This is a genomic window from Sulfurimonas denitrificans DSM 1251 (genome assembly GCF_000012965.1).
Lineage (GTDB): Bacteria > Campylobacterota > Campylobacteria > Campylobacterales > Sulfurimonadaceae > Sulfurimonas > Sulfurimonas denitrificans.
In genome coordinates this window covers 1,972,404-1,998,521 of the sequence record NC_007575.1, presented here as the reverse complement: position 1 = coordinate 1,998,521, position 26,118 = coordinate 1,972,404, and the positions used below count along the sequence as shown (strand labels likewise).

General features: G+C 35.5%; 27 protein-coding genes. 24 read left to right on the top strand and 3 right to left on the bottom strand.

All coding sequences use genetic code 11. The features are described from left to right. Window positions 1-25 precede the first annotated feature (25 nt). The 4 genes from SUDEN_RS09950 (at window position 26) to SUDEN_RS09935 (ending at window position 3,163) form a co-directional block, all read left to right on the top strand. Entirely contained in the window at window positions 26-667 is a 642-nt protein-coding gene (locus tag SUDEN_RS09950) for a DUF2846 domain-containing protein (protein WP_011373530.1), read from the top strand. A gap of 191 nt (window positions 668-858) precedes the next feature. Then, complete coding sequence (gene moaA, locus SUDEN_RS09945; RefSeq protein WP_011373529.1) at window positions 859-1,824, top strand: GTP 3',8-cyclase MoaA; 966 nt, start codon at window positions 859-861, stop codon at window positions 1,822-1,824. Continuing rightward, on the top strand, window positions 1,824-2,582 hold the full coding sequence (locus SUDEN_RS09940; RefSeq protein ID WP_041672331.1) for a 7-carboxy-7-deazaguanine synthase QueE: 759 nt from the start codon (window positions 1,824-1,826) through the stop codon (window positions 2,580-2,582). The genes moaA and SUDEN_RS09940 overlap by 1 nt, the downstream gene beginning before the upstream one ends. After that, on the top strand, window positions 2,582-3,163 hold the full coding sequence (locus tag SUDEN_RS09935) for a 6-pyruvoyl trahydropterin synthase family protein (RefSeq protein ID WP_011373527.1): 582 nt from the start codon (window positions 2,582-2,584) through the stop codon (window positions 3,161-3,163). The genes SUDEN_RS09940 and SUDEN_RS09935 overlap by 1 nt, the downstream gene beginning before the upstream one ends. Here the strand turns inward: SUDEN_RS09935 and SUDEN_RS09930 are convergent. After that, on the bottom strand, window positions 3,143-4,369 hold the full coding sequence (locus SUDEN_RS09930) for a molybdopterin molybdotransferase MoeA (protein ID WP_041672330.1): 1,227 nt from the start codon (window positions 4,367-4,369) through the stop codon (window positions 3,143-3,145). The genes SUDEN_RS09935 and SUDEN_RS09930 overlap by 21 nt on opposite strands. A gap of 37 nt (window positions 4,370-4,406) precedes the next feature. Here SUDEN_RS09930 and SUDEN_RS09925 point away from each other — a divergent pair, with 37 nt between their 5' ends. The 12 genes from SUDEN_RS09925 to SUDEN_RS09870 all read left to right on the top strand — a co-directional run bounded on the left by SUDEN_RS09925 (window position 4,407) and on the right by SUDEN_RS09870 (window position 14,847). Beyond that, on the top strand, window positions 4,407-4,814 hold the full coding sequence (locus SUDEN_RS09925; protein WP_041672328.1) for a hypothetical protein: 408 nt from the start codon (window positions 4,407-4,409) through the stop codon (window positions 4,812-4,814). After that, on the top strand, window positions 4,811-5,482 hold the full coding sequence (locus SUDEN_RS09920) for a 16S rRNA (uracil(1498)-N(3))-methyltransferase (RefSeq protein WP_238374808.1): 672 nt from the start codon (window positions 4,811-4,813) through the stop codon (window positions 5,480-5,482). Before SUDEN_RS09925 ends, SUDEN_RS09920 begins: the two co-directional genes overlap by 4 nt. A gap of 116 nt (window positions 5,483-5,598) precedes the next feature. Further along, window positions 5,599-5,799, top strand: coding sequence for a 50S ribosomal protein L31 (gene rpmE / locus SUDEN_RS09915; protein ID WP_011373524.1), 201 nt, complete (start codon window positions 5,599-5,601; stop codon window positions 5,797-5,799). Between the two features lie 12 nt (window positions 5,800-5,811). Continuing rightward, the gene (rsmI, locus tag SUDEN_RS09910) at window positions 5,812-6,627 is read left to right on the top strand and encodes a 16S rRNA (cytidine(1402)-2'-O)-methyltransferase (RefSeq protein WP_011373523.1); all 816 of its coding nucleotides are present in this window, start codon (window positions 5,812-5,814) and stop codon (window positions 6,625-6,627) included. Between the two features lie 38 nt (window positions 6,628-6,665). After that, window positions 6,666-7,346, top strand: coding sequence for a 23S rRNA (guanosine(2251)-2'-O)-methyltransferase RlmB (rlmB, locus tag SUDEN_RS09905; protein WP_011373522.1), 681 nt, complete (start codon window positions 6,666-6,668; stop codon window positions 7,344-7,346). Beyond that, window positions 7,343-8,275, top strand: a complete 933-nt coding sequence (locus tag SUDEN_RS09900; protein ID WP_011373521.1) for a hypothetical protein — start codon at window positions 7,343-7,345, stop codon at window positions 8,273-8,275. The genes rlmB and SUDEN_RS09900 overlap by 4 nt, the downstream gene beginning before the upstream one ends. Next, window positions 8,269-9,096 carry a hypothetical protein gene (locus SUDEN_RS09895; RefSeq protein WP_011373520.1) on the top strand — a complete coding sequence of 276 codons (828 nt, stop codon included), beginning with the start codon at window positions 8,269-8,271 and terminating at the stop codon, window positions 9,094-9,096. Before SUDEN_RS09900 ends, SUDEN_RS09895 begins: the two co-directional genes overlap by 7 nt. 68 nt (window positions 9,097-9,164) lie before the next feature. Further along, window positions 9,165-10,382, top strand: a complete 1,218-nt coding sequence (locus SUDEN_RS09890; RefSeq protein WP_011373519.1) for an LL-diaminopimelate aminotransferase — start codon at window positions 9,165-9,167, stop codon at window positions 10,380-10,382. Window positions 10,383-10,420: 38 nt separating this feature from the next. Then, complete coding sequence (locus tag SUDEN_RS09885; protein WP_011373518.1) at window positions 10,421-11,683, top strand: homoserine dehydrogenase; 1,263 nt, start codon at window positions 10,421-10,423, stop codon at window positions 11,681-11,683. A gap of 6 nt (window positions 11,684-11,689) precedes the next feature. Further along, entirely contained in the window at window positions 11,690-12,418 is a 729-nt protein-coding gene (locus SUDEN_RS09880; RefSeq protein ID WP_011373517.1) for an SDR family oxidoreductase, read from the top strand. Window positions 12,419-12,454: 36 nt separating this feature from the next. Further along, complete coding sequence (locus SUDEN_RS09875) at window positions 12,455-14,518, top strand: molybdopterin oxidoreductase family protein (RefSeq protein ID WP_041672324.1); 2,064 nt, start codon at window positions 12,455-12,457, stop codon at window positions 14,516-14,518. Next, a complete protein-coding gene (locus tag SUDEN_RS09870; protein ID WP_011373515.1) occupies window positions 14,518-14,847 on the top strand; it encodes a YraN family protein in 330 nt (109 codons plus the stop codon). The genes SUDEN_RS09875 and SUDEN_RS09870 overlap by 1 nt, the downstream gene beginning before the upstream one ends. Here SUDEN_RS09870 and SUDEN_RS09865 read toward each other — a convergent pair. Then, a complete protein-coding gene (locus SUDEN_RS09865) occupies window positions 14,844-15,236 on the bottom strand; it encodes a thioredoxin family protein (RefSeq protein WP_011373514.1) in 393 nt (130 codons plus the stop codon). The genes SUDEN_RS09870 and SUDEN_RS09865 overlap by 4 nt on opposite strands. Next, window positions 15,233-15,436 (bottom strand): hypothetical protein, encoded by a 204-nt coding sequence (locus SUDEN_RS09860; protein WP_041672320.1) that lies wholly within the window; start codon window positions 15,434-15,436, stop codon window positions 15,233-15,235. Before SUDEN_RS09860 ends, SUDEN_RS09865 begins: the two co-directional genes overlap by 4 nt. A gap of 61 nt (window positions 15,437-15,497) precedes the next feature. Between SUDEN_RS09860 and SUDEN_RS09855 the strand changes: the two genes are divergently transcribed. The 8 genes from SUDEN_RS09855 (at window position 15,498) to SUDEN_RS09820 (ending at window position 26,111) form a co-directional block, all read left to right on the top strand. Then, complete coding sequence (locus SUDEN_RS09855) at window positions 15,498-16,913, top strand: aldehyde dehydrogenase family protein (RefSeq protein WP_011373513.1); 1,416 nt, start codon at window positions 15,498-15,500, stop codon at window positions 16,911-16,913. 71 nt (window positions 16,914-16,984) lie between these two features. Beyond that, on the top strand, window positions 16,985-19,534 hold the full coding sequence (gene alaS / locus SUDEN_RS09850; RefSeq protein WP_041672319.1) for an alanine--tRNA ligase: 2,550 nt from the start codon (window positions 16,985-16,987) through the stop codon (window positions 19,532-19,534). Next, on the top strand, window positions 19,534-20,016 hold the full coding sequence (locus tag SUDEN_RS09845; protein WP_011373511.1) for a hypothetical protein: 483 nt from the start codon (window positions 19,534-19,536) through the stop codon (window positions 20,014-20,016). Before alaS ends, SUDEN_RS09845 begins: the two co-directional genes overlap by 1 nt. Next, window positions 20,017-20,565 (top strand): septum formation inhibitor Maf, encoded by a 549-nt coding sequence (gene maf, locus SUDEN_RS09840; RefSeq protein WP_011373510.1) that lies wholly within the window; start codon window positions 20,017-20,019, stop codon window positions 20,563-20,565. It abuts the gene before it with no gap. Between the two features lie 134 nt (window positions 20,566-20,699). Next, window positions 20,700-22,367 (top strand): sensor domain-containing diguanylate cyclase, encoded by a 1,668-nt coding sequence (locus SUDEN_RS09835; RefSeq protein ID WP_011373509.1) that lies wholly within the window; start codon window positions 20,700-20,702, stop codon window positions 22,365-22,367. Next, window positions 22,367-23,461 (top strand): aminotransferase class I/II-fold pyridoxal phosphate-dependent enzyme, encoded by a 1,095-nt coding sequence (locus SUDEN_RS09830; RefSeq protein WP_011373508.1) that lies wholly within the window; start codon window positions 22,367-22,369, stop codon window positions 23,459-23,461. The genes SUDEN_RS09835 and SUDEN_RS09830 overlap by 1 nt, the downstream gene beginning before the upstream one ends. Further along, window positions 23,458-24,147, top strand: coding sequence for an ATP-binding cassette domain-containing protein (locus SUDEN_RS09825; protein WP_011373507.1), 690 nt, complete (start codon window positions 23,458-23,460; stop codon window positions 24,145-24,147). Before SUDEN_RS09830 ends, SUDEN_RS09825 begins: the two co-directional genes overlap by 4 nt. After that, the gene (locus tag SUDEN_RS09820; RefSeq protein WP_011373506.1) at window positions 24,144-26,111 is read left to right on the top strand and encodes a transglycosylase domain-containing protein; all 1,968 of its coding nucleotides are present in this window, start codon (window positions 24,144-24,146) and stop codon (window positions 26,109-26,111) included. Before SUDEN_RS09825 ends, SUDEN_RS09820 begins: the two co-directional genes overlap by 4 nt. Window positions 26,112-26,118 lie beyond the last annotated feature (7 nt).

The window sequence follows — 26,118 nt, the reverse complement described above, 5'->3', positions numbered from 1 at the left end:
ACTAAAATCAATAAAAAGAGTAAATATGAAAAAGATAAAAATAGCCTTGGCAGTTGTAGTTGCACTCTTTATCTCAGGGTGTGGAAGTAAGATACCTTTTAAAGCACAAGAGCCACTTGCTGATGCTGCCTTAGTTTATGTATATGTTATAGAATCAAAAGGGGATATAGAGAGCGCTTCTTATCAATCTTATAGCATAAGAATTAATGGCAAAAGAGTAGGTGAGAGACTCAAAGCTGGTGAATATACAACATTAGATATTAAGCCAAACCCTGCAAAACTATCCGCTACAAAAGATCAAATTGTAGAAAAGTCTCTAGATTTGGATTTAAAGGCTGGTGAGACATACTATCTTAAAATCAGAGATAATTTAGAAAGAGGTGCTTTTGCTTTTGAACAAGTATCTAAAGATGTAGGTGCAAAAGAGATTACAACAACTGGAGTTGCTGGAACTATGATAGAAGATATAGATAACACTTTAACAGAGCTCGTAGGAACTGGTAAAACTCAAGAGAGCCAAGTTGTAGAAACAAGAAAAACAGCTGCTCCAGCACCAACTCCAGTTTCAAAAGTAGATGAACTAGAAAAAGCTTATAAACTAAAAGAAAAAGGTGCTCTTAGTGATGAGGAGTTTAATACTTTAAAATCTCAAATAATCTCTAAATAGCCGCTCTATTTTGAATGGCTTTTAAAAAAAGATAATTCAAACAATAAAATTATAGATAGAAGATTCAAAACTTATGGTAGTTTTGAATCTTCTTTAAAATTTACTTCTCCATTTTGAAAATCCCAAGATTGATACAAACTTTATTTTAGCTCTAAAAGATATAATAACACACGAATAAAATAGGAAAACAGATGTTAATAGATAGCTATGATAGAGTAGTTGATTATCTGCGTATCTCTGTAACGGAGCGATGCAACTTCAGATGTCAATACTGTATGCCTGAGAAACCATTTTCATGGGTTCCAAAAGAGAACCTACTCACCTTTGAAGAGCTCTTTTTGTTTGTAAAAGTAGCAATAGATGAGGGCATTAGAAAGATACGCATTACAGGTGGAGAGCCACTTCTGCGTGAGGATTTAGACAAGTTTATAAAGATGATTTTTGATTATGCCCCAGATATAGATTTGGCAATGACTACAAATGCCTATCTTCTTAAATCAACCGCACAAAAATTGCGTGATGCAGGATTAAAACGTCTAAATGTAAGCATAGATACACTCAAACCAGAAGTGGCATTTGCAATTGCAGGAAAAGATGTTTTGAAAAACGTTTTAGATGGTGTAAATGAAGCGCTCGCAGTTGGATTGAAAGTAAAAGTAAATATGGTTCCTATGAAAAATATGAACGCTCAAGAGATAGTTGATGTCTTAGAGTACTCAAAAAAGCGTGGAATGACTATTCGCTTCATAGAGTATATGGAGAATAAATTTGCTTCTAAAGAGATAAGCGGGCTAAAGTCTGATGAGCTTTTATCTATGCTAAGAGAGCATTATGAATTTGTTGATGAGGGATATGATGGCGCTTCTCCATCACGCTATTATAAAATGAGCGATGGATACAGATTTGGGATAATTGAGCCTTATGGAGATGACTTTTGTAAACAGTGTAATCGTATCCGCTTAACTGCTGAGGGACAACTTATACCATGTTTATATTTTGATGAGGCTCTAAGCATCGCAAAATCAATAAAAGAGGGCGATATAGTCGCTGCTAGTGAAGTTTTAAGAGATGTTGTAAAAAACAAACCAGAGAAAAATCGCTGGGGTGGTGAAGATGGCGAAGTCTCCACAAGAGCGTTTTATGAAACGGGCGGATAATGGTATATTTAGTAGAACATTTCTATAGCATACAAGGTGAGGGACGCTATGTAGGTACTCCTTCTCTCTTTTTTCGCTTTGGTGGATGCAACATGAGATGCGAAGGTTTTGGATGTGAGGAGAGTACGCCAAATGGAGAAAAAATAGTGGGCTGTGACACTATCTATGCGGTAAATAGAGAACATTTTTTACAAAACTGGATTCCAATAACCTCTGCACACGAGCTTTTAAATATCTTAAATTTTTATGATTTGCCATTTGCTGTTGATGTCGTTTTAACTGGTGGGGAGCCGCTTATTTATGCAAATGAGCCTATTTTTATAGAGTTTTTAGAGAAGCTATATGAGAGAGGTCATAAAATTACTTTTGAAACAAATGGGACTTTGAGCGTTGATTTTGAGCGACATGTAATCTATAAAAAGTGTATATTTGCACTATCAGTAAAACTATCAAATTCAAATGAGGCATTTGCAAAAAGAGTAAAAGGCGAAGTAATAAGCAACATTGCATTAAATGCAAAAGAGGTTTTTTTTAAGTTTTCAATAGATGCAGATTCAATTAATGCAGCACTTGAAGATGAGATTTTAGAGATAACTTCCTTTAGCCCAAAAACTAAAGTTTACTGCATGCCTCTTGGTGGCACAAAAGAAGAGGTAGAGGCAAATACAGAGCCCTTGGTAGAGTTTTGTAAAGCAAAAGGGTACAATTTTAGCGATAGACTCCATATACGAATATGGGATCAAAATAGAGGTGTGTAGTGATTATAAGAAAACTTTTTAAATTTGAGAATGCACATGTAGTTAGGGGATGTTCTACTCTTAGATGTAGAAGCTCAATTCATGGTCATTCATACAAAGTAGAACTTCTTTTTGAATCAAATTTCTTGGATAACGCTCAGATGGTTTATGATTTTGGACTTATGAAGCAAAATATGAAAGCCATAATTGATAGTTTTGATCACTCTATCACTCTTTGGGATAAGGATGAGGCGGAGTATATAGCTTCAATGCAAAAGCACTCACAAAGATGGGTGCTTTTACCATTATCACCATCCGCTGAGCAATTTTCAAGACTATTTTTTGTGCTTATAGATAAACTTTTATCACTCACTACTTCAGTAAACGGAGAAAAAGAGGTAAAACTTTATAGCGTGATAGTCCATGAGACGGACACAGGATACGCACAAGCATTTAAAGAGGATGCTTACTCAAAAAATATGGGCATCGTAAATATAGATGAAATTATATTTAGCGACACCATCAAAGATGATTGGGCAGATAGAGATTTTTGGGATAAGATGAAAAAAGATAAGAGATTTTTAAATCCTACAACGGTTTAAAAGCTCTTTTTGTTCTTTGGAGTTAAAACTAAATCTAGTAGATATTATCTTAATAGAGCTATCTTTTTTTAGCATTTGGCACTTCTCATCAACAATTATAAAAGCATTGCAGAGGGCTAGTGGCATTATCATCCCTGGTGAAAACTTTTCATGTGCTTTAAATGAAGCGCCATCAAAAAATCCAGGAATTACCGCTATTTTGCCATTTTTTATAGCATAATCATTTGCCATTTTAGTTTCAAGAGGTGCGATATATTTTGCTGCATCTCCTTTGAGAGCTAAAATAATTGTTTGAGCAAAAATTTCAAAGTTTAGCGCAGCTGCTAGGGGATTGCCTGGAAGATTTAAAACAAGAGTCTCTTTACATTTGCCAAATGTTGTAGGTTTTCCTGGTTTTATATCAACTTTATCAAAATAAATTTCATATCCAAAAGCACCAAACGCCTCTTTTGTAAAGTCGGCATCTCCAACGCTTACACCTCCAGAGGTAATTATAAGGTCGCTATCAAGAGCACTTTGAATATGCTTGTGAATATTTTCAAGTGAATCTTTAGCAGTTCCTATAAAGTCAACATCACATCCAAGTTCCTTTGCTCTAGCAAAGAATGTAGGGCTGTTTGTATTGTAGAGCTGATGTGCATCAACACTTTCAAAATGCATCTTTAACTCATTTCCTGAAGCAAAAATTGCCACTTTTGGTTTTTTATATACTTTTATATGACTAATGCCTTGAGATGCAAGAAGTGTTACATGATGTGCAAATATCTTCTCCCCTTTATTAAGCAGAGTTGAGCCGCTTTTTATGTCCTCTGCGTATAGGCGAATATTGCTCCCTTTTTTTACTTTATCCATAATTGTTATAGCGTTATCAAAGTTTTGTACTCTCTCTATGGGAACTACACTATCACATCCGATAGGTATTTTTGCTCCTGTCATTATTTTGATGGCAAAACCACTCTCTAACTCTTCGCCTGAGTTATCTCCAGCAAAAATAGTATGCTTAACCTTTAGGCTCATTTGCGCATCATCAGCTTTAATGGCATAACCATCCATAGCGGAGTTGTCAAACGGAGGAAGGTTGTGAGTGGCTGTTATGTCTTCCGCTAAAACGTATCCAAGTGCATTCTCAATAGGGACAATTTTTAGTGATTTTGGCGCTGTGTGTTTGTAGATTATTTGTAGTGCTTCTTCTATTGACGTAGCCATGTTTCTTCTTTTTGCATTTTTATTGTAACATTTCGGTATGAATGAAATGTATGATATGAGTATTGTAACACATAACTGGGGTGTTATTGCGGTTTTAGGTGTCATTTTGATAAATATTTTAATGCTCTTTGGCATAAAAAGCAGTGTAAAATATATGAGAGCAATCTCTCTTTTTACACCTATTGTTGGTACTGCAATTGGGATGGTAATCTTTACGGGTATTGTAATGATGGCTTCAAAACATCTTGATTTTACTATAGAAAATATAGTGATGATACTCTTTGCAACAGCGCTGATATATCTTGAGGTAAAACGCTCCAAAGGAGTCAGCCGAGTAAATAAAAGAGATGAAGCCTCATTTTTAGAGTATAAAAGAGAGGCTACGAACATTTTTCTTGCAGAGATAGCTGTTGTGCTTAGTATCTCTCTTTGGATGTGGGTATGATTTACATACTTGATGATGAAGCTGGCAGAAAAACACTACATGTAAGAGCTGAACTCTATAAATATTTAATCAAAGTTCGCCGTCACAAAGAGGGCGATATTTTACACTTTAGAACAAGAGAAAATCTTGAGTTTCTACATGCTTATAAGATAACTCTACTTGAGCCAAGAAGTGCTGAGCTGACTCTAATCTCCTCAGAGACAAATGAGCTTAAGAGTTCTAAAAACCTTCACATTGGCTGGTGCATTATAGACTCAAGTGCTATTGAGAAAGTTCTTCCCGCACTTTGTGAAATAGGAGTTGAGGCAATAACTTTTATCTCATGTGAGAGAAGCCAGAAAAATTTTAAACTAGATTTCAAAAGATTTGAGAGGATTCAAGAAGCTTCGATGCAGCAGTGTGGCAGAAGTAGTTATATTGAATTTAATACATGTAAGAGTGTAAAAGAGTTTATAACAAAATATCCAGATACAAAAGTTTTTGATTTTTGTGATAACGTACTTAATGATTATAGTGATATAAAAACGGTTCTTATTGGATGCGAGGGTGGATTTTCTCCAAATGAGAGAGAACTATTTAAATCTTTGGGAAGTTTTAGACTGGATACTCCTATGGTTTTACGCTCAGAGAGTGCGGTTTTGGCAGTTGCTAGTAGAATAATACTTTAACATTGTCTTTAAATTAAGATAATTATAGGTAAAATGCGACTCTTAAAATCCGCTCTCATACGGATTTAAAAAATATATAGATATTCGCAAACTACCGAGTATCAAAAGGTAAAAAGATGAAAAAAGATATTCACCCAAAATTAGTAGAGTGTACTGTTACATGTTCATGTGGAAACAGTTTTAAAAATGAGAGTCAAAAAAGTGAAATGAGGATTGACATCTGTAATGAGTGTCATCCATTTTTCACAGGTTCTGAGAGAATGGTAGATACTGCTGGAAGAATTGATAAATTCAAAAAGCGTTACGCTCAAAACTAGTCAAGATTTTTCTTGCTAACATTAGTCCCTACTCCAATTGGAAATATAGGCGACATATCGCTTAGAGCTATCGAAGCTCTAAGTTCTGCAGATACACTCCTTTGCGAAGACACAAGAGTCACAAAAAAACTTATCCAAATCCTTAAAGAACGGTACAACACCACTTTTAAAGATGAGCAAAATTTTATCTCACTCCATTCTCACAATGAAAAAGAGTTTATAGAGAAGCTCTCAACATCTTTTTTTGAACAAAATGTTATTTATGTAAGTGATGCAGGAATGCCTGGGATTAGTGATCCTGCGCAAGCGTTAGTTAAATATGCTCAAGAAAATGGTGTGAAGTATGATGTTCTTCCTGGCGCAAATGCACTTCTAACGGCTTTTGTAGCAAGTGGTTTTGTAGAGACAAAAATGCTTTTTTGGGGATTTTTACCGCATAAGGGCAAAGATAGAGAACTCTCTCTACAAGGTGCACTCAACAGCGGTTTTACAACAATTGTTTATGAATCACCACATAGGTTAGAGAAACTTTTAAATGAACTCTCATCACAAGAGCCTTTGAGAAAAATATTTTTAGCAAAAGAGCTTACTAAAAGGTATCAAAAATACTATTTTGGAACAGCTCTTGAAGTTAAAAAGAGAGTTGATGAAAATTTAAGAGGCGAGTGGGTTGTAGTAATTGAAGCTTCAGATGCCCATAACAGCTCTGCTATAACTCAAAAAGAGATTCTAGAGCTTGATTTACCAAAGAAAGTTCAAGCAAAATTAATCTCTAAAATAACTGGCGAGAATACAAAAGCTTGTTATGAGAGATTGTTACACCTCTAAATGTACACTATTTTAATAATTTTGGATAAAATGCCTACATGTTAATTTACGCAAAACAACCAATAAACTATATTATACAAAAACATCCAACTAAGATAAAGAAACTTTATCTTGCAAAAGAGATGGATAAAAAAGAGTACTCACAGCTGATGAAAATTGGTTTTGAGATAAAAAGAATCCCACCAGATGCAGCAGGGAAAATGTGTAAAAACGCCTCTCATCAAGGCATATTAGCAGAGGTAGATGAGTATGTGCTTTGCAACTACAAAACCTTTTTAAATTATGAGTTTGTACTTGTTTTGTCTGGAGTGACCGATGTTGGTAATATAGGCGCAATTATAAGAACTGCATACGCACTAGGTGTGGATGGTGTAATTGCCTGTGGAGTGAAATCACTTCCTATTGAAGCAATTGTGAGAACAAGTACTGGAGCGCTATTTGATATGCCTTTTGCAATTGAGCAAAATGTTCTTGATGTTTTAAATGATCTTAAAATGTCAGGATTTACCTCTTATGGAGCAGACATGGGCGCAACAGATATTAGGGATGTAAAAATAAAACAAAAACGAGCACTCTTTTTGGGTAGCGAGGGAGAGGGCCTTACTCAAAGAGTGAGTTCAAAACTTGATGAACTCGTTAGCATAAAAATGTCACACGAATTTGACTCTTTAAATGTTAGCGTCGCTGGAGCTATTTTGATGGATAGGATGAGAAAATGAGTAGTGGAATTGATAAGTTAAAAAAAATAGGTATTCAAAAAATTCATGAAAATACTCATATTTCAAGATTACATGTAGAGGCTATTTTACAAGAAAATTTTGAAGATATGCACAACAAAGTTCAGCTTGGTGGGTTTTTATCGATACTTGAGAGAGAGTATAACGTTGATTTAAGTGATTTAAAAATAAAAGTAAAAAATCATTTTGAAGATATTGCAAAATATTCACAACTTGAACCATCAAAAACAAACCTCTTCTTAGCAGACAGAAGAAAAAATAAATTAACATTTTTTTATATTGCTTTAGGTATTACTCTTTTTGTTCTGTTTGCATATTTGAGTACAGATATTACGCAAGAGGAGTTGCTCTCTAAAGAAGAGAGCAGTAAAATTGAACCAACTGCTCAAAACAAGGCTTTACCTACTTTGGTTGAAAACAATCTTAGCGTCACAGATAAAAATAGCACCTCTTTTGATAAAAATGAGAGTAAAGTAGAAGAGATAGAAGAGGTTATTAAAGAAAAAACTCAAGAGCCGATAAAAGAGACAACTCAGCAGAAACCTCAAGAGACAATCAAAAAAGAAGAGATTAAAGAAGAGATTAAAGAGGTCTCTCAAGCAAAAGTAGCCCCAGAGCAAGAGAGCAAGGGCAAGTCTCTTAAAATTATCCCAAAGAGTAAAGTCTGGATAGGGTATATTGATTTGAGCAGCGGTAAAAAATATCAGAAAGTCTCTTCTGAGGAGTTATCGCTAGATTCCACAAAAGATTGGCTTCTTGCATTTGGACATGGACATTTAGATATAGAATCAAATGGTAAACTTCAGAAGTATGAAACAGTAAAAAACCTAAGATTTGTATATAAAAATGCAGAGATAAGAGAATTGAATGTAGATGAATTTAAAGAGTTAAACAGCGGTAATATATGGTAAAGATATTTTTTTTAATACTATTTTTATTTTCATCTCTACATGCACAAGATCTTCTTATAAAAAAGATTCAAAATTTAGTAAGTCCAAAGACGTTTGCTAAAGATAGAGCTTTTATAGAGACTATCTTCTCCCCAAAGAGTGAGTTCTATAACAGTAATGGAGCAGTTGACTCAATTAAAGTTATAAAAACGTTAAAAGAAAATGGTATTTTAAATCTATTTTTTCAAAAACCTCGTGATATAAACATAAGTTTTAAGACTAATGGCGAGGCACTCTTTTTTATAAAAATCATGAGTGATGCTCTTCAAAATATTGGATATTATAAATATGTGACAAAAGAGTCTAGTCTTGATGGCGAGGAGTTTGTATGGAAAATAAATCTTACATCAGAATATGCGGCTGATCCAATAATTCTCTCTCAAGAGCTCAAAAAAAATGGGTGTCAAATCAGCGACGTTGTGCGCGAGAATGAGAGTGACTGGAGTTATGTAGTTGATATGAAAAATGCAAAATTAGATGTCAGTACGCTAGAAGGCGGAGTGACATTTAGTCTAAAGCGCTCACTTTATGCTTACTGGCTTGATGTTTCAAACGTTGAGTCAGTTGATATTACTAGCTCACTAAGAAATGATTGGTACCCTTACATAGCATTTTACGATAAATCACTAAAGCTTCTTAGTGTAATAAAATTAGATACAAAAAAAACAGAGATAACTATAGATATAAACAGTGATGTTCGTTATATAAAAATATCAGATATTTACACACTTAAAAATATTAAAGATGACTTGGTTTTATTGCCAAGAGAGAGAAAATATTAACAGAGCGATAAACTTAATTCTAAAATTTTTTCGATAGAATGTCATTAATTATTTGAGTAGGAAAATTCATGTTTGATGAGATACAGTTTGATAGAATGAAACGGTTGCCAAAGTACGTTTTTGCTGAGGTAAATGAGTTAAAGATGGCTGAGAGAAGAGCTGGTGTTGATGTTATAGATTTTTCTATGGGAAATCCAGATGGCGATACTCCAGAGCATATTAGAGAGAAGTTGATAGAGTCTGCGCAAAAGACAAGAACACATGGTTACTCTGTTTCAAAAGGTATTCCAAAACTTCTAGTTGCAATTGCTGATTGGTATAAAAGAAGATACGACTGTGATTTAGACCCTTCCACTGAGTGTGTAGCGACTATGGGCTCAAAAGAGGGTTATGCGCATCTTGCTTATGCTATCACAAATCCTGGCGATGTTGCAATCGTACCAGATCCTACATATCCGATACATGAGTACTCTTTTATTCTTGCTGGCGGAAATGTTTCAAAGTTTGGAATAGAGTTTGATGAAGATTACAGACTTAATGAAGATAAGTTTTTTGAAGATTTAGATAGAGTTTTTAAGGAATCATCTCCTAAGCCAAAATTTGTTCTTGTAAACTTCCCTCACAACCCGACAACAGCGACAGTAACACAAGATTTTTATGTTCGCCTTGTTGCAATGGCAAAAGAGAAGAGATTTTACGTTATCAGCGATATTGCTTATGGAGATATAACTTTTGATGGTTATGTAACTCCATCTATTATGAGTGTTGAGGGTGCTAAGGATGTTGCTGTTGAGAGTTTCACACTATCAAAAAGCTATAATATGGCAGGTTGGCGTGTTGGTTTCTTTGTAGGAAACAAAAAGCTTATTGGCGCACTTCAAAAGATAAAATCATGGTTGGATTATGGAATGTTTACGCCTATCCAAGTTGCAGCTACTATTGCATTAAATGGCGATCAGCAGTGTGTAAAAGATATAACAGACAAGTACAACCACCGCCAAGAGGTTCTGCTTGACGCATTTGATAGAGCTGGATGGCATATCAAAAAAAATCAAGCAAGTATGTTTGTTTGGGCAAAAATACCTGATTATTGTCTTCATTTAGGCTCATTAGAGTTCTCAAAAAAACTTCTAAAAGAGGCTGGCGTTGCGGTTGCTCCAGGGATTGGCTTTGGTGTTTATGGGGATGAGTATGTTCGTATTGCACTTATAGAAAATGACAATCGTATTCGTCAAGCAGCACGTAACATTAAAGAGTTTCTAAAACAGTTTCAAGATAAAGCATAAAGAAGAAAAAAAGATAATAAAAGAGATGGAGAAGTAGCATGATAAAAGTTGGAATAATCGGCTTAGGCACTGTAGGAAGCAGTGTTGTAAATATATTAAGAGAGAACGCCGATGTCATTTCCGCTCGTGCTGGTGTCGAGATAGTAGTAAAGAGTGGCGTAGTAAAAAACTTAAACAAAGATAGAACTCATCTTGGAATAAAAATTAGTGATAATGTTGATGATATTTTAGATGATGAAGAGATTGATGTTGTAGTTGAGCTTATGGGTGGAGTGGAAGAGCCTTTTGAAGTTGTAAAAAAAGCTCTAAAAAACGGTAAAGCTGTTGTAACCGCAAATAAGGCTCTTTTAGCTTATCATCGTTATGAACTAGCAGATATTGCAAAAGATATAGCTTTTGAGTATGAGGCAAGTGTCGCTGGTGGTATTCCAATAATAAATGCACTGCGTGATGGACTCTCTGCAAATCATATAGAATCAATCATGGGTATCATGAATGGTACATGTAACTACATGTTAACCAAAATGACAAATGATGGTGTTGCTTATGATACTATCCTAAAAGAAGCTCAAGCGCTTGGCTATGCTGAAGCTGATCCAACCTTTGATGTAGGCGGATTTGATACAGCTCATAAACTTCTTATCTTAGCTAGTATAGCTTATGGGATAGATGCAAAACCAGAGGATATATTGATAGAGGGGATAGAAAATATCTCTCGTGATGATATAGCTTTTGCTAAAGAGTTTGGATATGTTATCAAACTTCTTGGAATTGCAAAAAAAGATAAAAATGAGGTTGAACTTAGAGTTCATGCCTCTTTGATTAAAAAAGATGCGATGATTGCAAAGATTGACGGTGTTATGAATGCTATTAGCGTAGTTGGAGACAAAGTTGGCGAGACTCTTTACTATGGAGCTGGAGCTGGCGGTAATGCAACTGCTAGTGCTGTTGTTGCAAATATCATAGATATAGCAAGAAGTGGCAAGAGTAAACCGATGTTGGGCTTTGATAAACCAATGGAGGGCAAGCTTACTCTAAAAGCGGCTGGAGATATAGAATCAAAATATTACTTACGCATAAATGTATCTGACAAGATAGGTGTTTTGGCGCGAATTACAAAAATATTTGAAGAGAACTCTATATCGATAGAAGCAGTTCTTCAAAGACAATCTTGCACTCAAAGCGCAAATCTTTTAATCTCTACTCATAAAGCTTATGAACATGATATTCAAAATCTTATCTCATCAATAGAGAAGTTAGAGTTTGTAAACTCAAAGCCTGTGATGATTAGGATAGTATAAAAAAAGTTGAAGATTCTTATTACTGGAGCAAGTAGCGGAATAGGCGAAGCCTTGGCTAGGCTCTATGCTAAGGCAGGGCATCAATTAGTTCTTCTAGCTCGCAGAGAAGATAGACTAAAATCCTTGAGAGCGGAGCTCTTTGATGCAAAAAGCGTTGAGTTGGTTGTAGTAGATGTAACTGATTTTGAACTCTTGCAAGATAAGATAAAGAGTTTGAATGACATCGATATGGTCATACTCAACGCTGGTGCATCTCTTGGGCACTCTTTAGAAATCACCCCCTTTAGTGATTTTAAAAAAATCTATGATATAAATCTTCTCTCAAATCACGCTATTTTAGAGCTGCTTTTGCCACAATTCAAAGCTAAGAGAAGTGGGAAAATTGTATTTATCTCATCTTTGGCTTCACTTATATCAATGCCAACTTCAGTTGCTTATAGTTCATCAAAAAGAGCGCTTAATGCTTATGCAGAGGGCATTAGGTATAAATATAAAAATGATGGAATAAAGGTTATAAATATCTTGCCTGGGTTTATAAAGAGTGAGATGACAGATAAAAACAGCTTTAAGATGCCATTTTTTCTTGATACAAAAAGTGGGGCAAAGAGAATTTATGAGGCGATTAAAAAAGAGAAAATTTTCTATCCTTTTCCGCTTAGATTTTATTTAATCATCTCTGTTTTGAAGCTGTTTCCGCAATTTTTAAGAGATAAGATTGTAAACTCGTTACTTTAAATTTGATAATAGACAGATAAAGATATGGTAGGTTTTATGGAAAACATTCAGACAATAGATAGTGTTTGTACATACTGTGGTGTCGGTTGTGATATAGCAGCACATGTAAAAGATAATAAGATTCAAAAGATTTTTGCGCATCCAGATGGGGTTGTTTCACAGGGGAAACTCTGCATAAAAGGTAAGTATGGGTTTGATTTTGTTGATTCAAAAGAGCGATTAAGAACACCCAGAATCAAGAAGAGCTTTTTGGAGAAAAACCCATCTATAAAAGAGGCAATTTTATCTTCACTTCTAGATTATGATGATGTTTGGTATGAGAGCGATTTGGATGGTGCTACCACAGCCTCTGCTATGAAATTAAAAGAGGTTCAGCAGAAGCATGGACGCAAAAGTGTCGCTTCAATAGGTGGGGCTAGAACATCTTGTGAGAGTGTTTATCTTTTTCAAAAGTTTACACGCCATACGCTAAACTCGCCTCATGTTGATAACTGTGCTAGAGTGTGTCACTCACCGAGTTTAAAAGGGATGCGCACAACTATTGGTGAAGGTGCTGCAACAAATCCATACAACGATATATATAACTGTGAATTTATGATTGTCATAGGTTCAAACACCATAGAAGCTCATCCAATTATCGCAAATCGTATAGTTGAAGTAGCTCAAAAACATGACAATATGGCTGTTTTTGATGTAAGAGAGATAAAGCTTCATAAGTTTGCAAAGTATAAAGCTATTATGCCTCATGAAGCCAATCTTCTTGTTTTAAATATGTTAGCACATGTAATTATCAGCGAAGAGCTTTATGATGAGAGTTTCATAGCGGAGCGAACAAAAGGTTTTTTAGAGTTTAAAGAGAAGATTTTAAATGATCCTTACGCAAATCCTAAATTTTTTGAGCGTCTTGAGGGGTATGAGTACTTAGCCAAGATGATTCCAAAAGTGGCTCGAGAGTATGCTCTTAAAAAATCTATGATATTTTGGGGTTTAGGAATTACTGAGCACACAGATGGTTCATACGCAGTTATGGCTATAACACACCTATCTTTAATGACTGGAAATATCGGAAAAAGTGGTGCAGGGCTAATGCCTCTAAGAGGTCAAAATAATGTTCAAGGTGCGTGTGATATGGGAATGCTTCCATATTATGATCCAGATTATCAATCTCCTAAAGAGATTGGTTTAATGACTCCACAACTCGTTGATGAGATGTTAGAGGGGCGATTGAAGGCTGTTTTGAATATGGGCGAAGATTTAATGCACATTCATCCAAATATTAATAAAATTGAAAAAGCACTTCAAAATGTCGAATTTATAATGGTTCAAGAGCTATTTATGACGGAGATAGCTTCTAGGGCAGATATTGTCATAGGTGTGAAATCTGCTTACGAAAAAACTGGAGTTTATATAAACGCCATGAGGAGATTGCATCTATCTCAACCGCTTGTTGAATCAGACTTGCCAGATGATTGGGATGTTATCCAACTTCTTGATAATAAAATGGGCGGAGAGAGCGCTTATAAAAATTCAAATGAAATTTGGGATGAGGTGCGTGAAGTTGCATATAGACGCTTTAGCGGAGCTTCTTATACAAGACTACAGAGACACCGTAAACGTGGACTTCAATGGCCAGTTCATACAGAAGATACACCTATTCTTCACCAGTTGGATTTTAGAACAGATGATGGTTTGGGAGAGTTTTGTTACCACCAATACGGGCTTAGAAATATGATAAAAGAGATTTTGGATAAAAATTTAAGCGGCTACTATCTCACAACGGGCAGAACGATTGCTATGTACAATAACTCTGCACAGACAAAACAGACACTGAGTCTGATGGATCGTTATGATGAAGATTTACTTCTTGTAAATGAAGGTGACGCTTCTGATTTTAGAGGCGAGAGAGTGATTTTAAAGAGTAAAAATGGACAGACTACTCCACTAAGAATTAAATTTACAAGCAAGGTAGAGCCAAAAACTCTCTTTGTTACATTTCATCACGCTGATTCTAAAGTAAATGCACTCTTTGGAGATGAGAGTGATGAGCTTATTTTAACAGCGGCTTTTAAATCTATAAAAGTAGAAGTGGTAAATTTATAGTGAGCAGAGCTAAGGGAAATGTGGCAGAAGATAGAGCCTCTTTGTTTCTCTTGGAAAATGGCTATATGATAGTTGATAAAAATTTCTACTCTCGCTTTGGCGAGATAGATATAATCGCATACAAAGAGGAAGTTTGGCACTTTGTTGAGGTTAAGAGTGCACTTGATTATGAGCTTGCAGTTCAAAATATTACAAAGAGTAAGCTCTCCAAGCTTATAAAAACTGGCGATGTTTATCTTAAAAAAAATGCTCTGCATGTAGATTACATGTATGATGCAATCATAGTTACGCCAGAGAATATTTGGCATTTAGAAAATATCACACTTTAGTTTTTAAGTTCAACCTCGTCTAAGAGAGCAAAAAAACCATCAGGTTCTCTGCTACCTCTATCTGCGTGTATTATTTTTCCATCTTTTGTTAAAAAGTAGTGTCTAGGCACACCTTTAACTTCAAAATGTTTTGGGATATTATGCTTATCTCTTGACATGTAAAGAAGGATATACTCCTCTTTTAATTTTGAAATAACCTCATCCTTTGATAGTGTAGTCTCTTTAAATCTATCGCACCATCTGCAATCATCGGCTCCAACAAAGAGATAAACTCCTTTATTCTGCTCTTTGGCTTGTTTAATTGCTACCTCATAATCATTTAACCATAGCAAATTATCAGCACCAAATAGAGTCAAGAATGATAAAAACAGAGAGGTCAAAAACTTCATGCGTATGTATCTAACAATTTATCTGAAGGCTGAGCTTTTTGGCTCTCTCGTGTAACTTTTGATTCAAGTGAGGTAATATTTGAAACAGGGCTGCTGTTGGTACTTGTATCTTTAGCATTTGAGCTTGTGCTTGTTTCAGCTCGCCCCACTTGAACTTGATTTGAATAAGGTGACTGAAATAAATAGCGAGTTACTTCCATAACTTCCTCCTTTTTCTTTTTATAATATAATAACATAAAATAAAAAGAGTTGGAGTTTTGTATGGTTGCAAATATATATTTTGGCTCATCTGAGCAATCAAGAGAGAGTGTTGGTAAGAGAGTAAACCCATACAATGGTGAGGTGGCTTCAGAGTTTGTTACATGTAATGCAGATGACGCAAAAAAAGCTCTAAATATAGCGCTTCTTGCATCAAAAGAGGCTTCAAAAACAACAATTGCTCAAAGATGTTCTTGGCTCTTAGATGTCGCTTCTAAGTTAGCACAGAACAAAGAAGATATTGCAAAAACCATAACAGATGAAGTTGGAAAACCAATAACTTACTCAAGGATAGAAGTTGAGCGCTGTATTGAGACAGTTACTTTAGCAGCAGAGACTATGAGAACTATGCATGGAGAGACTGTAAATACAGACGCATTTGCTTCTGGAAAAAAAACAATCTCTTTTTTCTCTCGTGTTCCTTGTGGTGTTGTTGTGGCAATTACTCCTTTTAATTTTCCACTAAACTTGATAGCGCATAAGATAGCTCCAGCACTTGTTGCTGGAAATGCTGTGATACTAAAGCCAACACCAGAAGCGCCGCTCACTGCATATAAATTTGCAAAGCTATTTATCGAGAGCGAATTTGCTATAAAAGATGCTCTAAGCGTTGTTTATGGAGATGCAGATGTTGGCGGTACCTTAGTTACTAGTGAGATACCTAGAGTTATAAGCTTTACTGGAAGTGTTGGTGTTGGAGAGATAATTACTAAGAGTGCGGGGATAAAAAAAGTCTCACTAGAACTTGGAGGAAATGCCGCTACTTTTATAGACAAAAGTGCCAATTTAGACCTCGCAGCTCAAAGATGTGCGATAGGAGCTTTTGTAAACTCAGGACAGGTTTGCATCTCCTTGCAACGTATCTATGTTCACAAAGATATTTATAGTGAGTTTGCTTTAAAAATAGCCGAGGCAACTAAAAAATTGGTTGTAGGCTCTCCTTATGAAGAGGATACTTTTATGGGTCCTCTTGTTAATGATGAAGCAGCCAAAAGAGCGATGGAGTGGGTACAAAGCGCTATCAAAGAGGGTGCGACACCTATACTTGAACCTAGAGTTGAGGGAAGAGTTTTTTATCCTTGTGTTATGGCAGATGTAAAAGAGGATATGGCGATAGTCTGCCAAGAGGTTTTTGCACCAATTGTCTCTTTGATAGAGGTAAAAGATTTTGATGAGGCTTTGCCTATGATGAATAACTCTCCTTATGGACTGCAGTTTTCAATTTTTACAAATGATTTAAATCTTACAAAACGTGCGATAAATGAGCTTGATGCTGGTGGAATAGTAATCAACGATATGCCAACTTTGCGTTTTGACATTCAGCCTTATGGTGGAGTAAAACTAAGCGGTGTAGGGCGTGAGGGACCAAGGTTTGCTATCGAAGAGATGAGTGAAATAAAGAGCGTTATTATTTGTTAAACACCTCTTTTAAATACCTTCATTGGATTTTTTGGATATAATCTTGTAATTTTACAATAAGAGATATGTATATGGATATTAGAGAAGAGTTTTTAAGATTTTTCGAGTCAAAAAACCACGACAGAGTAGAGAGCGCTCCGCTTGTTCCAGATGATGCAACACTGCTTTTTAACAATGCGGGAATGGTTCCTTTTAAGTCGATTTTTACAGGTGAAGTTCCCTCTCCTGCTAATCCTCGTGCTGTTTCATGTCAAACATGTATCAGAGCTGGCGGAAAACATAATGATTTAGAGAATGTAGGCTATACAGCAAGACATCACACTTTTTTTGAGATGTTAGGCAACTTTAGTTTTGGCAACTATTTCAAAGAAGAAGCAATTGATTATGCATGGGAATTTATAACTGGGGTTTTAAAATTTCCAAAAGAGAAGCTATGGGTAACTGTTCATGAGAGTGATGACGAAGCGGAGGCTCTTTGGCTGCGACATGTAAGCATAGATAGAATTATGCGTTTAGGCGATAAAGATAACTTTTGGCAGATGGGAGACACAGGACCTTGTGGACCATGTAGCGAAATCTTTTTTGATCAAGGTGCAGAGAAATTTAGTGGCCCAGAGGATTACATGGGCGGAGATGGCGATAGATTTTTAGAGATTTGGAATTTAGTTTTCATGCAGTATGAAAGAAGTAGTGATGGCACACTAACCTCTCTTCCAAAACCATCAATTGACACAGGGATGGGGTTGGAGCGTGTTGTTGCAATTAGCGAAGGAGTGAGCAGTAACTACTCATCATCACTGTTTATGCCAATAATCAAAAAAGTTGAAACGCTTATAGAAAAAGAGTATGTTTATGCGACTGGTGCATCTTATAGAGTTATCGCTGATCATATCAGAACATCTCTGTTTTTACTTGCGCAGGGTGTAAATTTCTCAAATGAGGGAAGAGGTTATGTTCTTCGCCGAATCTTGCGTCGTGCTGTAAGACATGGCTATCTTTTGGGCTTTAGTGAACCTTTTATGTTTAAGCTAGTTGATACTGTTGTTGAGATTATGGGTGGTGAATATGACTATTTAGCTCAAAAATCACATTCTGTAAAAGAGCAGATAGAGCTAGAAGAGGCGAGATTTTTCAAAACAATTGCTTCTGGGATTGAGCTATTTAACGCTGAATTACACAACACTAAAGATATATTTAGTGGTAGTGTAGCGTTTAAACTCTATGATACTTTTGGATTTCCACTAGATTTGACGGAGGATATGTTAAGAGAGAAAAACCTAAAACTTGACTCTGCTAAGTTTGAAGAGTTGATGCAAGAGCAACGCTCTCGAGCAAAAGCTGCTTGGAAGGGTAGTGGAGACGAGGCTGTTCATGGAGACTTTAAAGAGCTTTTAGAGAAATTTTCAGAGAATAGTTTTGTAGGCTATGAGAGCACAAAGCAAAAAAGCAGGGTTTTAGCACTTCTTGATGAGAGCTATCATCACGCTGATAAATTATCGGCTGGAGTTAATGGCTGGGTCTTTTTAGACACTACACCATTTTATGCTCAAAGTGGCGGACAGTGCGGAGATATTGGAGAGCTTAATGGTTTTGCAAAAGTGCTTGATACCAAAAAGTTTTTTGGATTAAATCTATCTCAAATCTCTACAGAAAAAGAGTTAAAAGTTGGCGATGAGGTTGAAGCAGTAGTAGATATCTCAAGAGGCGAGATAACAAAACACCACTCAGCGACACACCTTTTACATGCAGTTTTATTTGATGTTTTAGGAGACCACATCTCTCAAGCTGGTTCACTAGTTGAAGCTTCAAGACTTAGATTTGATTTCTCACATCCAAAAGCAATCTCTAATGAAGAGTTAGCAGAGATTGAGCGCAGAGTAAATTATGAAATAATGCGTGGAATCAGAGCTAATACTGAGGTTATGAGTATAGATGAGGCTAAAAAATCTGGTGCAAAAGCTCAGTTTGGTGAAAAATATGGCGATGAAGTTCGAGTGGTGAGTTTTGGTGATGCAAGTATTGAATTTTGTGGTGGTGTGCATGTTGAGAACAGCGCAAACATAGGCTCTTTCATCATCACAAAAGAGAGTGGTGTAAGTGCTGGTGTTAGACGCATAGAAGCAGTTTGCGGAAATGCGGCGTTTAACTATTTTTCAGAACAAAGAGAGCTACTAAGGGAAGTCGAGCATGAGGTTAAAAACTTAGATATTTTAGCTGGAGTTGCAAGACTGAAATCTAATATTGTTGAGCTAAAAAAAGAGCTTCATGATGCAGAGAGTTGTATAAAAACAGATATAAAAATTCAATCTATAAATGGCATCAGTGTTGTGGTAGATGAACTTACAAGCGGTGATATCAAAGAGAAGATAGACGAACTTAAGAATCAACATGAGAGCCTTTGTGCGATTTTGTTTCAAGTAAAAGATGACAAAGTTATGATGGCAGCGGGTGTTAAAGGCTCTGATGCTAAAGCTGGAGATTGGATTAAGCATATCGCTCCACTTCTTGGCGGCGGCGGCGGCGGAAGAGCTGATTTTGCTCAAGCTGGCGGAAAAGATATCTCAAAACTCTCAGAAGCAAAAATCGAAGCTCTTAGATACATAACAGAGGTTATCTCATAATGCAAGGTATATTTTTAGAGTACAAAGTAGCTATTATATTTTTACATGTAATAAGCGCTGTTGTATGGGTTGGTGGGATGGTAGCTATGCGTTACGCAGCTCATCAATCATTTTTAGAGATAGAATCCCCAGCAAAACGTTTAGAGCGAATCGCTCATGCGCTAAAGAGACTCTTTAGCATAGTTGTTCCATTTGTTGTAACTCTTTTCATCACTGCTATATTTATGGTTAAAGGATATGGACTCTCACAGAGTGATTTTTCATCTTTGTCATACATAAAAGAGGCTTTGTGGAGCACTATGTTTATCAATCTTATGGTTATGATTTTAAGAAGAAACAGAGGCGAGAGATTTTTAAATGAGGGAAATATGGTAGGTGCAAAGAATCAGATAGAACTAATCGGAAAAGTTATGGTTCCCTTAAATATTGCTCTTGGAGTAGTTGCAATATTTTTAGGAACATATCTCTCAAGCAATCTTTAAATGATAAGACTAGCTTCATCATCAACAACAAGAGCTAAACTTTTGCAGAGTGCGGGGATAGATTTTATCCAGCAAAGCGTTGATTTCGATGAAGATAGTGTTATCGCAACCTCTCCCAAAAATTTTGTTTATCAAGCAACCATAGGAAAATTTGAAGCAAATTTAAAGGCATTTGGATATGAAGACTATCCTCTTTTAGTTGCAGATACTGTTGTTGTCTCAAGAGGTAAATTACTCAGAAAAGCAAAATGTGCTGATGATGCACGCAATATATTAATGACTCAAAGCCAGAGTGTTACTACTATTATTACATGTATGATTTTTCAATCAAAGAGCATAAAAATTATCGATATTTCTAAAACGGATTATCTCTTTGATGCTTTTGATATGGATGATATAGACAGCTACATAGAGAGTGGAGAGTGGAGAGGCAAAGCTGGTGCATGTATGGTTGAGGGCTTTTGTAAAAAATATATTAAAAGCACAACAGGATATGAGAGTACCGCAATGGGGTTAAATACGAATCTTTTAAGGGGTTTCTTATTTTAAAACTTAATAGAGCCTATTTTATTGGAACAATTGTTGTAGCTTTAATTATCTTTATCGCAATAGTTTATATAAGCCTTATTGGCAATGAACAACACAAAATAAAAGAGCAGAGTTATAAAAAAGAGAGCTCTTTAATGAGAGAGCAAGTTGAGAAGATGATTCTTAATAGGCAAAAAACTACACTTGCTACTGCTTTTGCCATAGCAAACGATAAATCTTTAGCAGAGGGTATCTCTAGTAATAGTATTGAAAATAGCTCTTATGATGAACTGATTTCAAAATTCATAGAAAATGAGTTGTATAAAAATAGTTGGATGCAGATACTTGATAAAGATTTGCAATCTATATATGTTAGTTCAAATGGGCAAAATGGAGCAGTTTCAAATCAAAATAGAGAAGACTTGCTTGAAGCATCAACACTTAAAAAGCCTCTTATTTCTGTGAGTATAGGAGAGGGTGATTTTGGCATAAGAGCAATAGTTCCTATTATAAAAAACAGTGCCCTTGTTGGCTTAGTGGAGCTATCCTCAAGATTTGATGCTATTTCCAAGCAGATGAAAGATATAGGAGTTGACTCTATCGTAGTTTTAAGCAAAGAGTACAAAAATACTTTAAAAAACCATTTGAGTAAAAATTTTATAGATGATTATTATGTAGCAAACATAGATGCGTCTGTTGTATTGATGGAATATTTAAGAAAAAACGGAGTTCATAACTATATTCACACGCCACAAAAGTTTGAAAATCACTATATCATAAGCACTTATCCACTTAAAAATATTCAAAATATAGTTATTGGACACTACATAATGTTTAAAAAGAGGGATGATGTTTTAAACATTAACTTGGATTTTTTCATGTATAAGTGGATTGGTATTGCGATAGTTGCTTTTATGATAATGATGGCTGTTCTTGGGAGTTTTTTACATTATAGAAATAAAAAACAGAAGATGTACTATAAAAATATTATTGACTCCTCATCAAATATAGTGATGGTGGTAGATAAAGATAATATCATCAATATGAATAAAACTTTTTTTAAATATTTTAATGATTACGACACACTAGAAGCTTTCAAAGCTGAGCACCAATCAATTTCTGATTTTTTTGTAAAAGAAGAGGGTTGTATATATAAAGATATGGATGGTGTGAATTGGCTTGAGTATCTTATAAAAAATCCAAAAAATAGCCTTGTAAAAATTTTATATAATGAAAAAGAGTATTACTTTACGGTAGGAGTCTCTTTGATATCAGAGGAAGATGCTCACTATAGTGCTATCTTTTCAAATATAACAGATGAGAAAATTTATCAAAAAGAGTTAGAACATACAAACATAACCGACCCTCTTACAAAAATCAGAAATCGTTACTGCTATAATAAACAGATAAAAAAAGAGTGCGCAAGCTCAAACAGATACTTTTATCCTCTCTCTTTAGTTATTTTTGATATGGATAATTTTAAAAATATTAATGATAATTATGGGCATGACGTGGGAGATAAAGTTCTAATTGAATATACAAAACTCATCACTACATGCTTAAGGGATAGTGATATATTTTGCAGGATTGGAGGAGAGGAGTTTGCTCTTATCCTTCCACATGTAAATAAATCTGATGCTTATAAGTTGGCAGATAAGATTAGGTCAAAAGTACAAGAACATAATCAAATAGTTGCAATAACTATGAGTTTTGGTGTTACAGAGTATAAAAAAGATGAGGATTTAGAGCTTACTTTTAAAAGGGCAGATAAAGCTCTTTATGAGGCAAAAAATGCTGGAAGAAACAGGGTTGTTGCTATATAATGTATTACACTAATGAACTCCAAGCGCTAAAGAGAGCTTCAAGATACAGAAGTAGAGAGGTGGTGGATACATCAATTTTGGATTTTGCTTCAAATGATTATCTAGGGCTCTCTCACAATAAAGCACTACATGAGGCTACATGTAAGAGACTCTCAAATATGCCTCTTCACTCCTCTAAAGCCTCTCTTTTAGTAAATGGGTATCATCAGATTCATAAAGATTTTGAAGATGCGCTTTGCGTTGCAAATGGCTTTGAAGACGGGGTTATTTTAGGAAGCGGTTTTAATGCAAATATTGCTTTGATTGAAGCGTTAGTCCGCTCAAAAGATGTTCTTTTTATGGATGAGAAGTATCACGCCTCAGGCATATTAGCTACCAATTTTAAAAAGATAAATGTAAAATTTTTTAAACATAATGATATGCAAGAGTTACAAAAGCTTTTAAAGACAACTAAAGCCCAGAGAAAAATAGTTGCAGTTGAGGGAATCTACTCTATGGATGGCGATATGGTAGATAGAAGAGTTTTTGAACTTTGTGATGCTTATGATGCAATTTTGATAATGGATGAAGCACATAGCAGTGGAGTTGTTGGAGAGCATTTGATGGGAATTTATGACCACTATAACATAAGCATAAAGCCAAACCATATAAAAATGGGAACGCTTGGTAAAGCTTATGGAAGTTTTGGCGCTTTTATTTTAGCTTCTTCTCATATTGTTGAGTATTTAATAAATCGTGCAAAGCCTATAATTTATGCAACTTCACTCTCACTCTATGATACTCTCTTAGCTCACAACGCACTTAAGTACATTTTAGAGAATTTAGACTCTTTAAAAGAGGAGATAAGAAAAAGGCAAGAGATAGTTTATGATGAACTTGGTATCAAGATGGATGCTCTAATTTGCAGTGTTGTAATAGATGATAATGAGAAAGTTATAAAAATACGTGATGAACTTAAAAAGTTAGGTTTTTCTGTTGGCGGCATAAGACAGCCAACAGTAGAGCGTGCTATCATCCGCCTTATTGCTAGAATTGGCGAGAGTAGTGAAGATTTAAGAGCATTATGCAGAAGTTTGGATAAGATTCAAAAATGAAAATTTCAAAACTACATGTAAGCATCAATGAAAAAACTTTAGTAGATGTAAGTTTTAATATCAACTCATCTCTAGCTCTTGTTGGACAGAGCGGAAGTGGAAAAAGCCTCACAATAAAGGCGCTCTTAAATATGTTGCCAAGCAGTATGAAAATGTCGCTAGAATACGAAAACAGTTTTGAACTTATAGCTGGGAAGAGTGTGTCGTTTGTTCCACAAAACCCTTTTACTGCTCTCTCTCCTCTAACAAAGATTAAAAAACAGTTTTTTGTCTCAAGTAAGAGAGTTGAAGAGTTATTCGCTCAAGTAGATTTGGATGTAGAGCTCCTTGATAGATTTGCTCCTGAGCTCTCAGGTGGGCAACTTCAAAGAGTGGTAATAGCTATGGCGCTAAGTCATGAGCCAAAACTTATGTTGCTTGATGAGCCTACAACCGCTCTTGACCCTAAAACAAGGGTTGTGATTTTGGAACTCCTAAAAAAGCTTCAAAAGGAACTAGGCTTTAAAATGCTATTTGTAACACATGATATGAACTCTGCAAAGATGATTTGTGAAGAGATTTGTGTGCTCAAAGATGGCAGGGTTGTGGAGAGTGGAGAGACACTACATGTAGTTGAAAATCCAAAACAAGAGTACACAAAAATTTTAATAGATGCAAATTTTGCAAATAGGGATTTTAGAATATGAGAATTATCAGAAATATCTTCTTTACGCTCTTCTTAGCCGCTGTCTTAACCCCTTTTATAGTTATTGGCTATTTTTTAAAAGAGTATAGTTATGATATATCTTCAGTTATTGAGTATCACCCGCAACTTACAACAAGAATATATGACAGACATGGTGAAAAAATTGCAAATCTTTTTGAAGATGAGCATAGATACTATGCGAAATTTGATGAGATACCTCCACGTGCTATTGAGGCGCTCTTAGCTATTGAGGATACCACTTTTTTTGAACACTCAGGGATTAATCTTGATGCTATTTTTAGAGCAATTATAAAAGATATGCAAGCTGGAAAAATGGTAGAAGGTGCAAGTACCATTACTCAACAGTTAGTGAAAAATAGACTTCTCACAAGAGATAAAAAAATCTCAAGGAAGATAAAAGAGGTTATATATGCTCTTAAAGTTGAACTCTCTTTGAGTAAAGAGGAGATACTTGAGAGATATTTAAATGAGATATATTTTGGACATGGTTACCATGGTATAAAAACAGCAGCTGATGGTTATTTTCATAAAAATCTCAGTGAACTTACATTAAAAGAGACAGCTCTTCTGGTAGGTCTTGCTAAAGCTCCAAGTACTTATGCGCCAACAAAAAATTATGATATTTCTATGGGCAGAGCAAATCGCGTTATCTCAAGAATGCATGCACTCGGATGGATAGATGATGATATGCAGACTAAAGCTTTGCTTGAGAAGCCAGAAGTTTTTGATGATACTCTAACACAAAACAGTGCACCATTTATTGTAGATGAAGTACAAAGAATAGTTGCAGGAATTGGCATAAACGATTTTAAATCAGGCGGATATGAGGTACATACAACAATTGATTTAAAACTTCAAGAAGCGGCAGAAGATTCGCTTAAAAAAGCTTACAATCTCTCTGTGGCAAGAATAGAAGCAAGTACACCCTCAAAAGATAAACAGGGCACAAAAACGGACCTCTTAAATGGCGCATTAGTATCAATAAACCCAAAAAATGGAGATATCTTAGCTCTTGTTGGAAGTGTTGATTATAAAAAAAGCTCGTACAACAGAGCCACTCAAGGAAGGCGTCAACCAGGTTCTGCTTTTAAGCCATTTATATATCAAGTTGCAATTGATTTAGGCTACTCTGGCGTGACAGAGTTGGTTGATATTGCAAGAACATATACTTATTACAAAGATGGAGAGGAGCAGAAGTGGCAGCCTAAGAACTATGAAAAGAGTTATAAAGGACTCTTAACACTCAGAGAAGCACTGGTGCACTCAAGCAATCTAGCAACGATAAATTTAGTAAATGATATAGGATTGCCACAACTACTTAGAGAGTTTAAAAAATTTGGTATTAAAAATCTTCCGCCAGATCTCTCTATAGCATTAGGAAGTATTACTCTCTCCCCACTGCAATTGGCGCACTACTATAGCTCTTTTGCAAATGATGGGGTTCAGGTTGAACCAACTCTTATACGAAATATCGATAAAGGAGTTACTACTATTTTTGAGAGTGAGTTAAAGAGCAAGTACATCACAGACCCAGCTCAGGCGTATATAATGACAACTATACTGCGAGATGTTGTTGAGCGTGGTACTGGACGCTCTGCTCGAGTTGATGGTATTGAATTGGCTGGAAAAACAGGAACTACTAACAAAAATATGGATGGATGGTTTGCAGGGTACTCTCCAAGTATTGAGACTGTTGTTTGGTTTGGAAATGATGATAATACACCAATGGATAGAATAGAGACAGGTGGTAGAATAGCAGGACCAGCTTTTTCTATGTATTATGAGAAAGCTTTAGAGTTATACCCTCAGATTCCAAGGAAATTTGAAGCCCCTGATGGAATCAAAGAGATTGTAATAGATGGAAAAAAAGAGTACTTTAGCGACACTTCAAAACCACCTCGCATTGACGCTGATTCAAATACAAATGAGAAGCTACTCTTTTAAAGTGAGC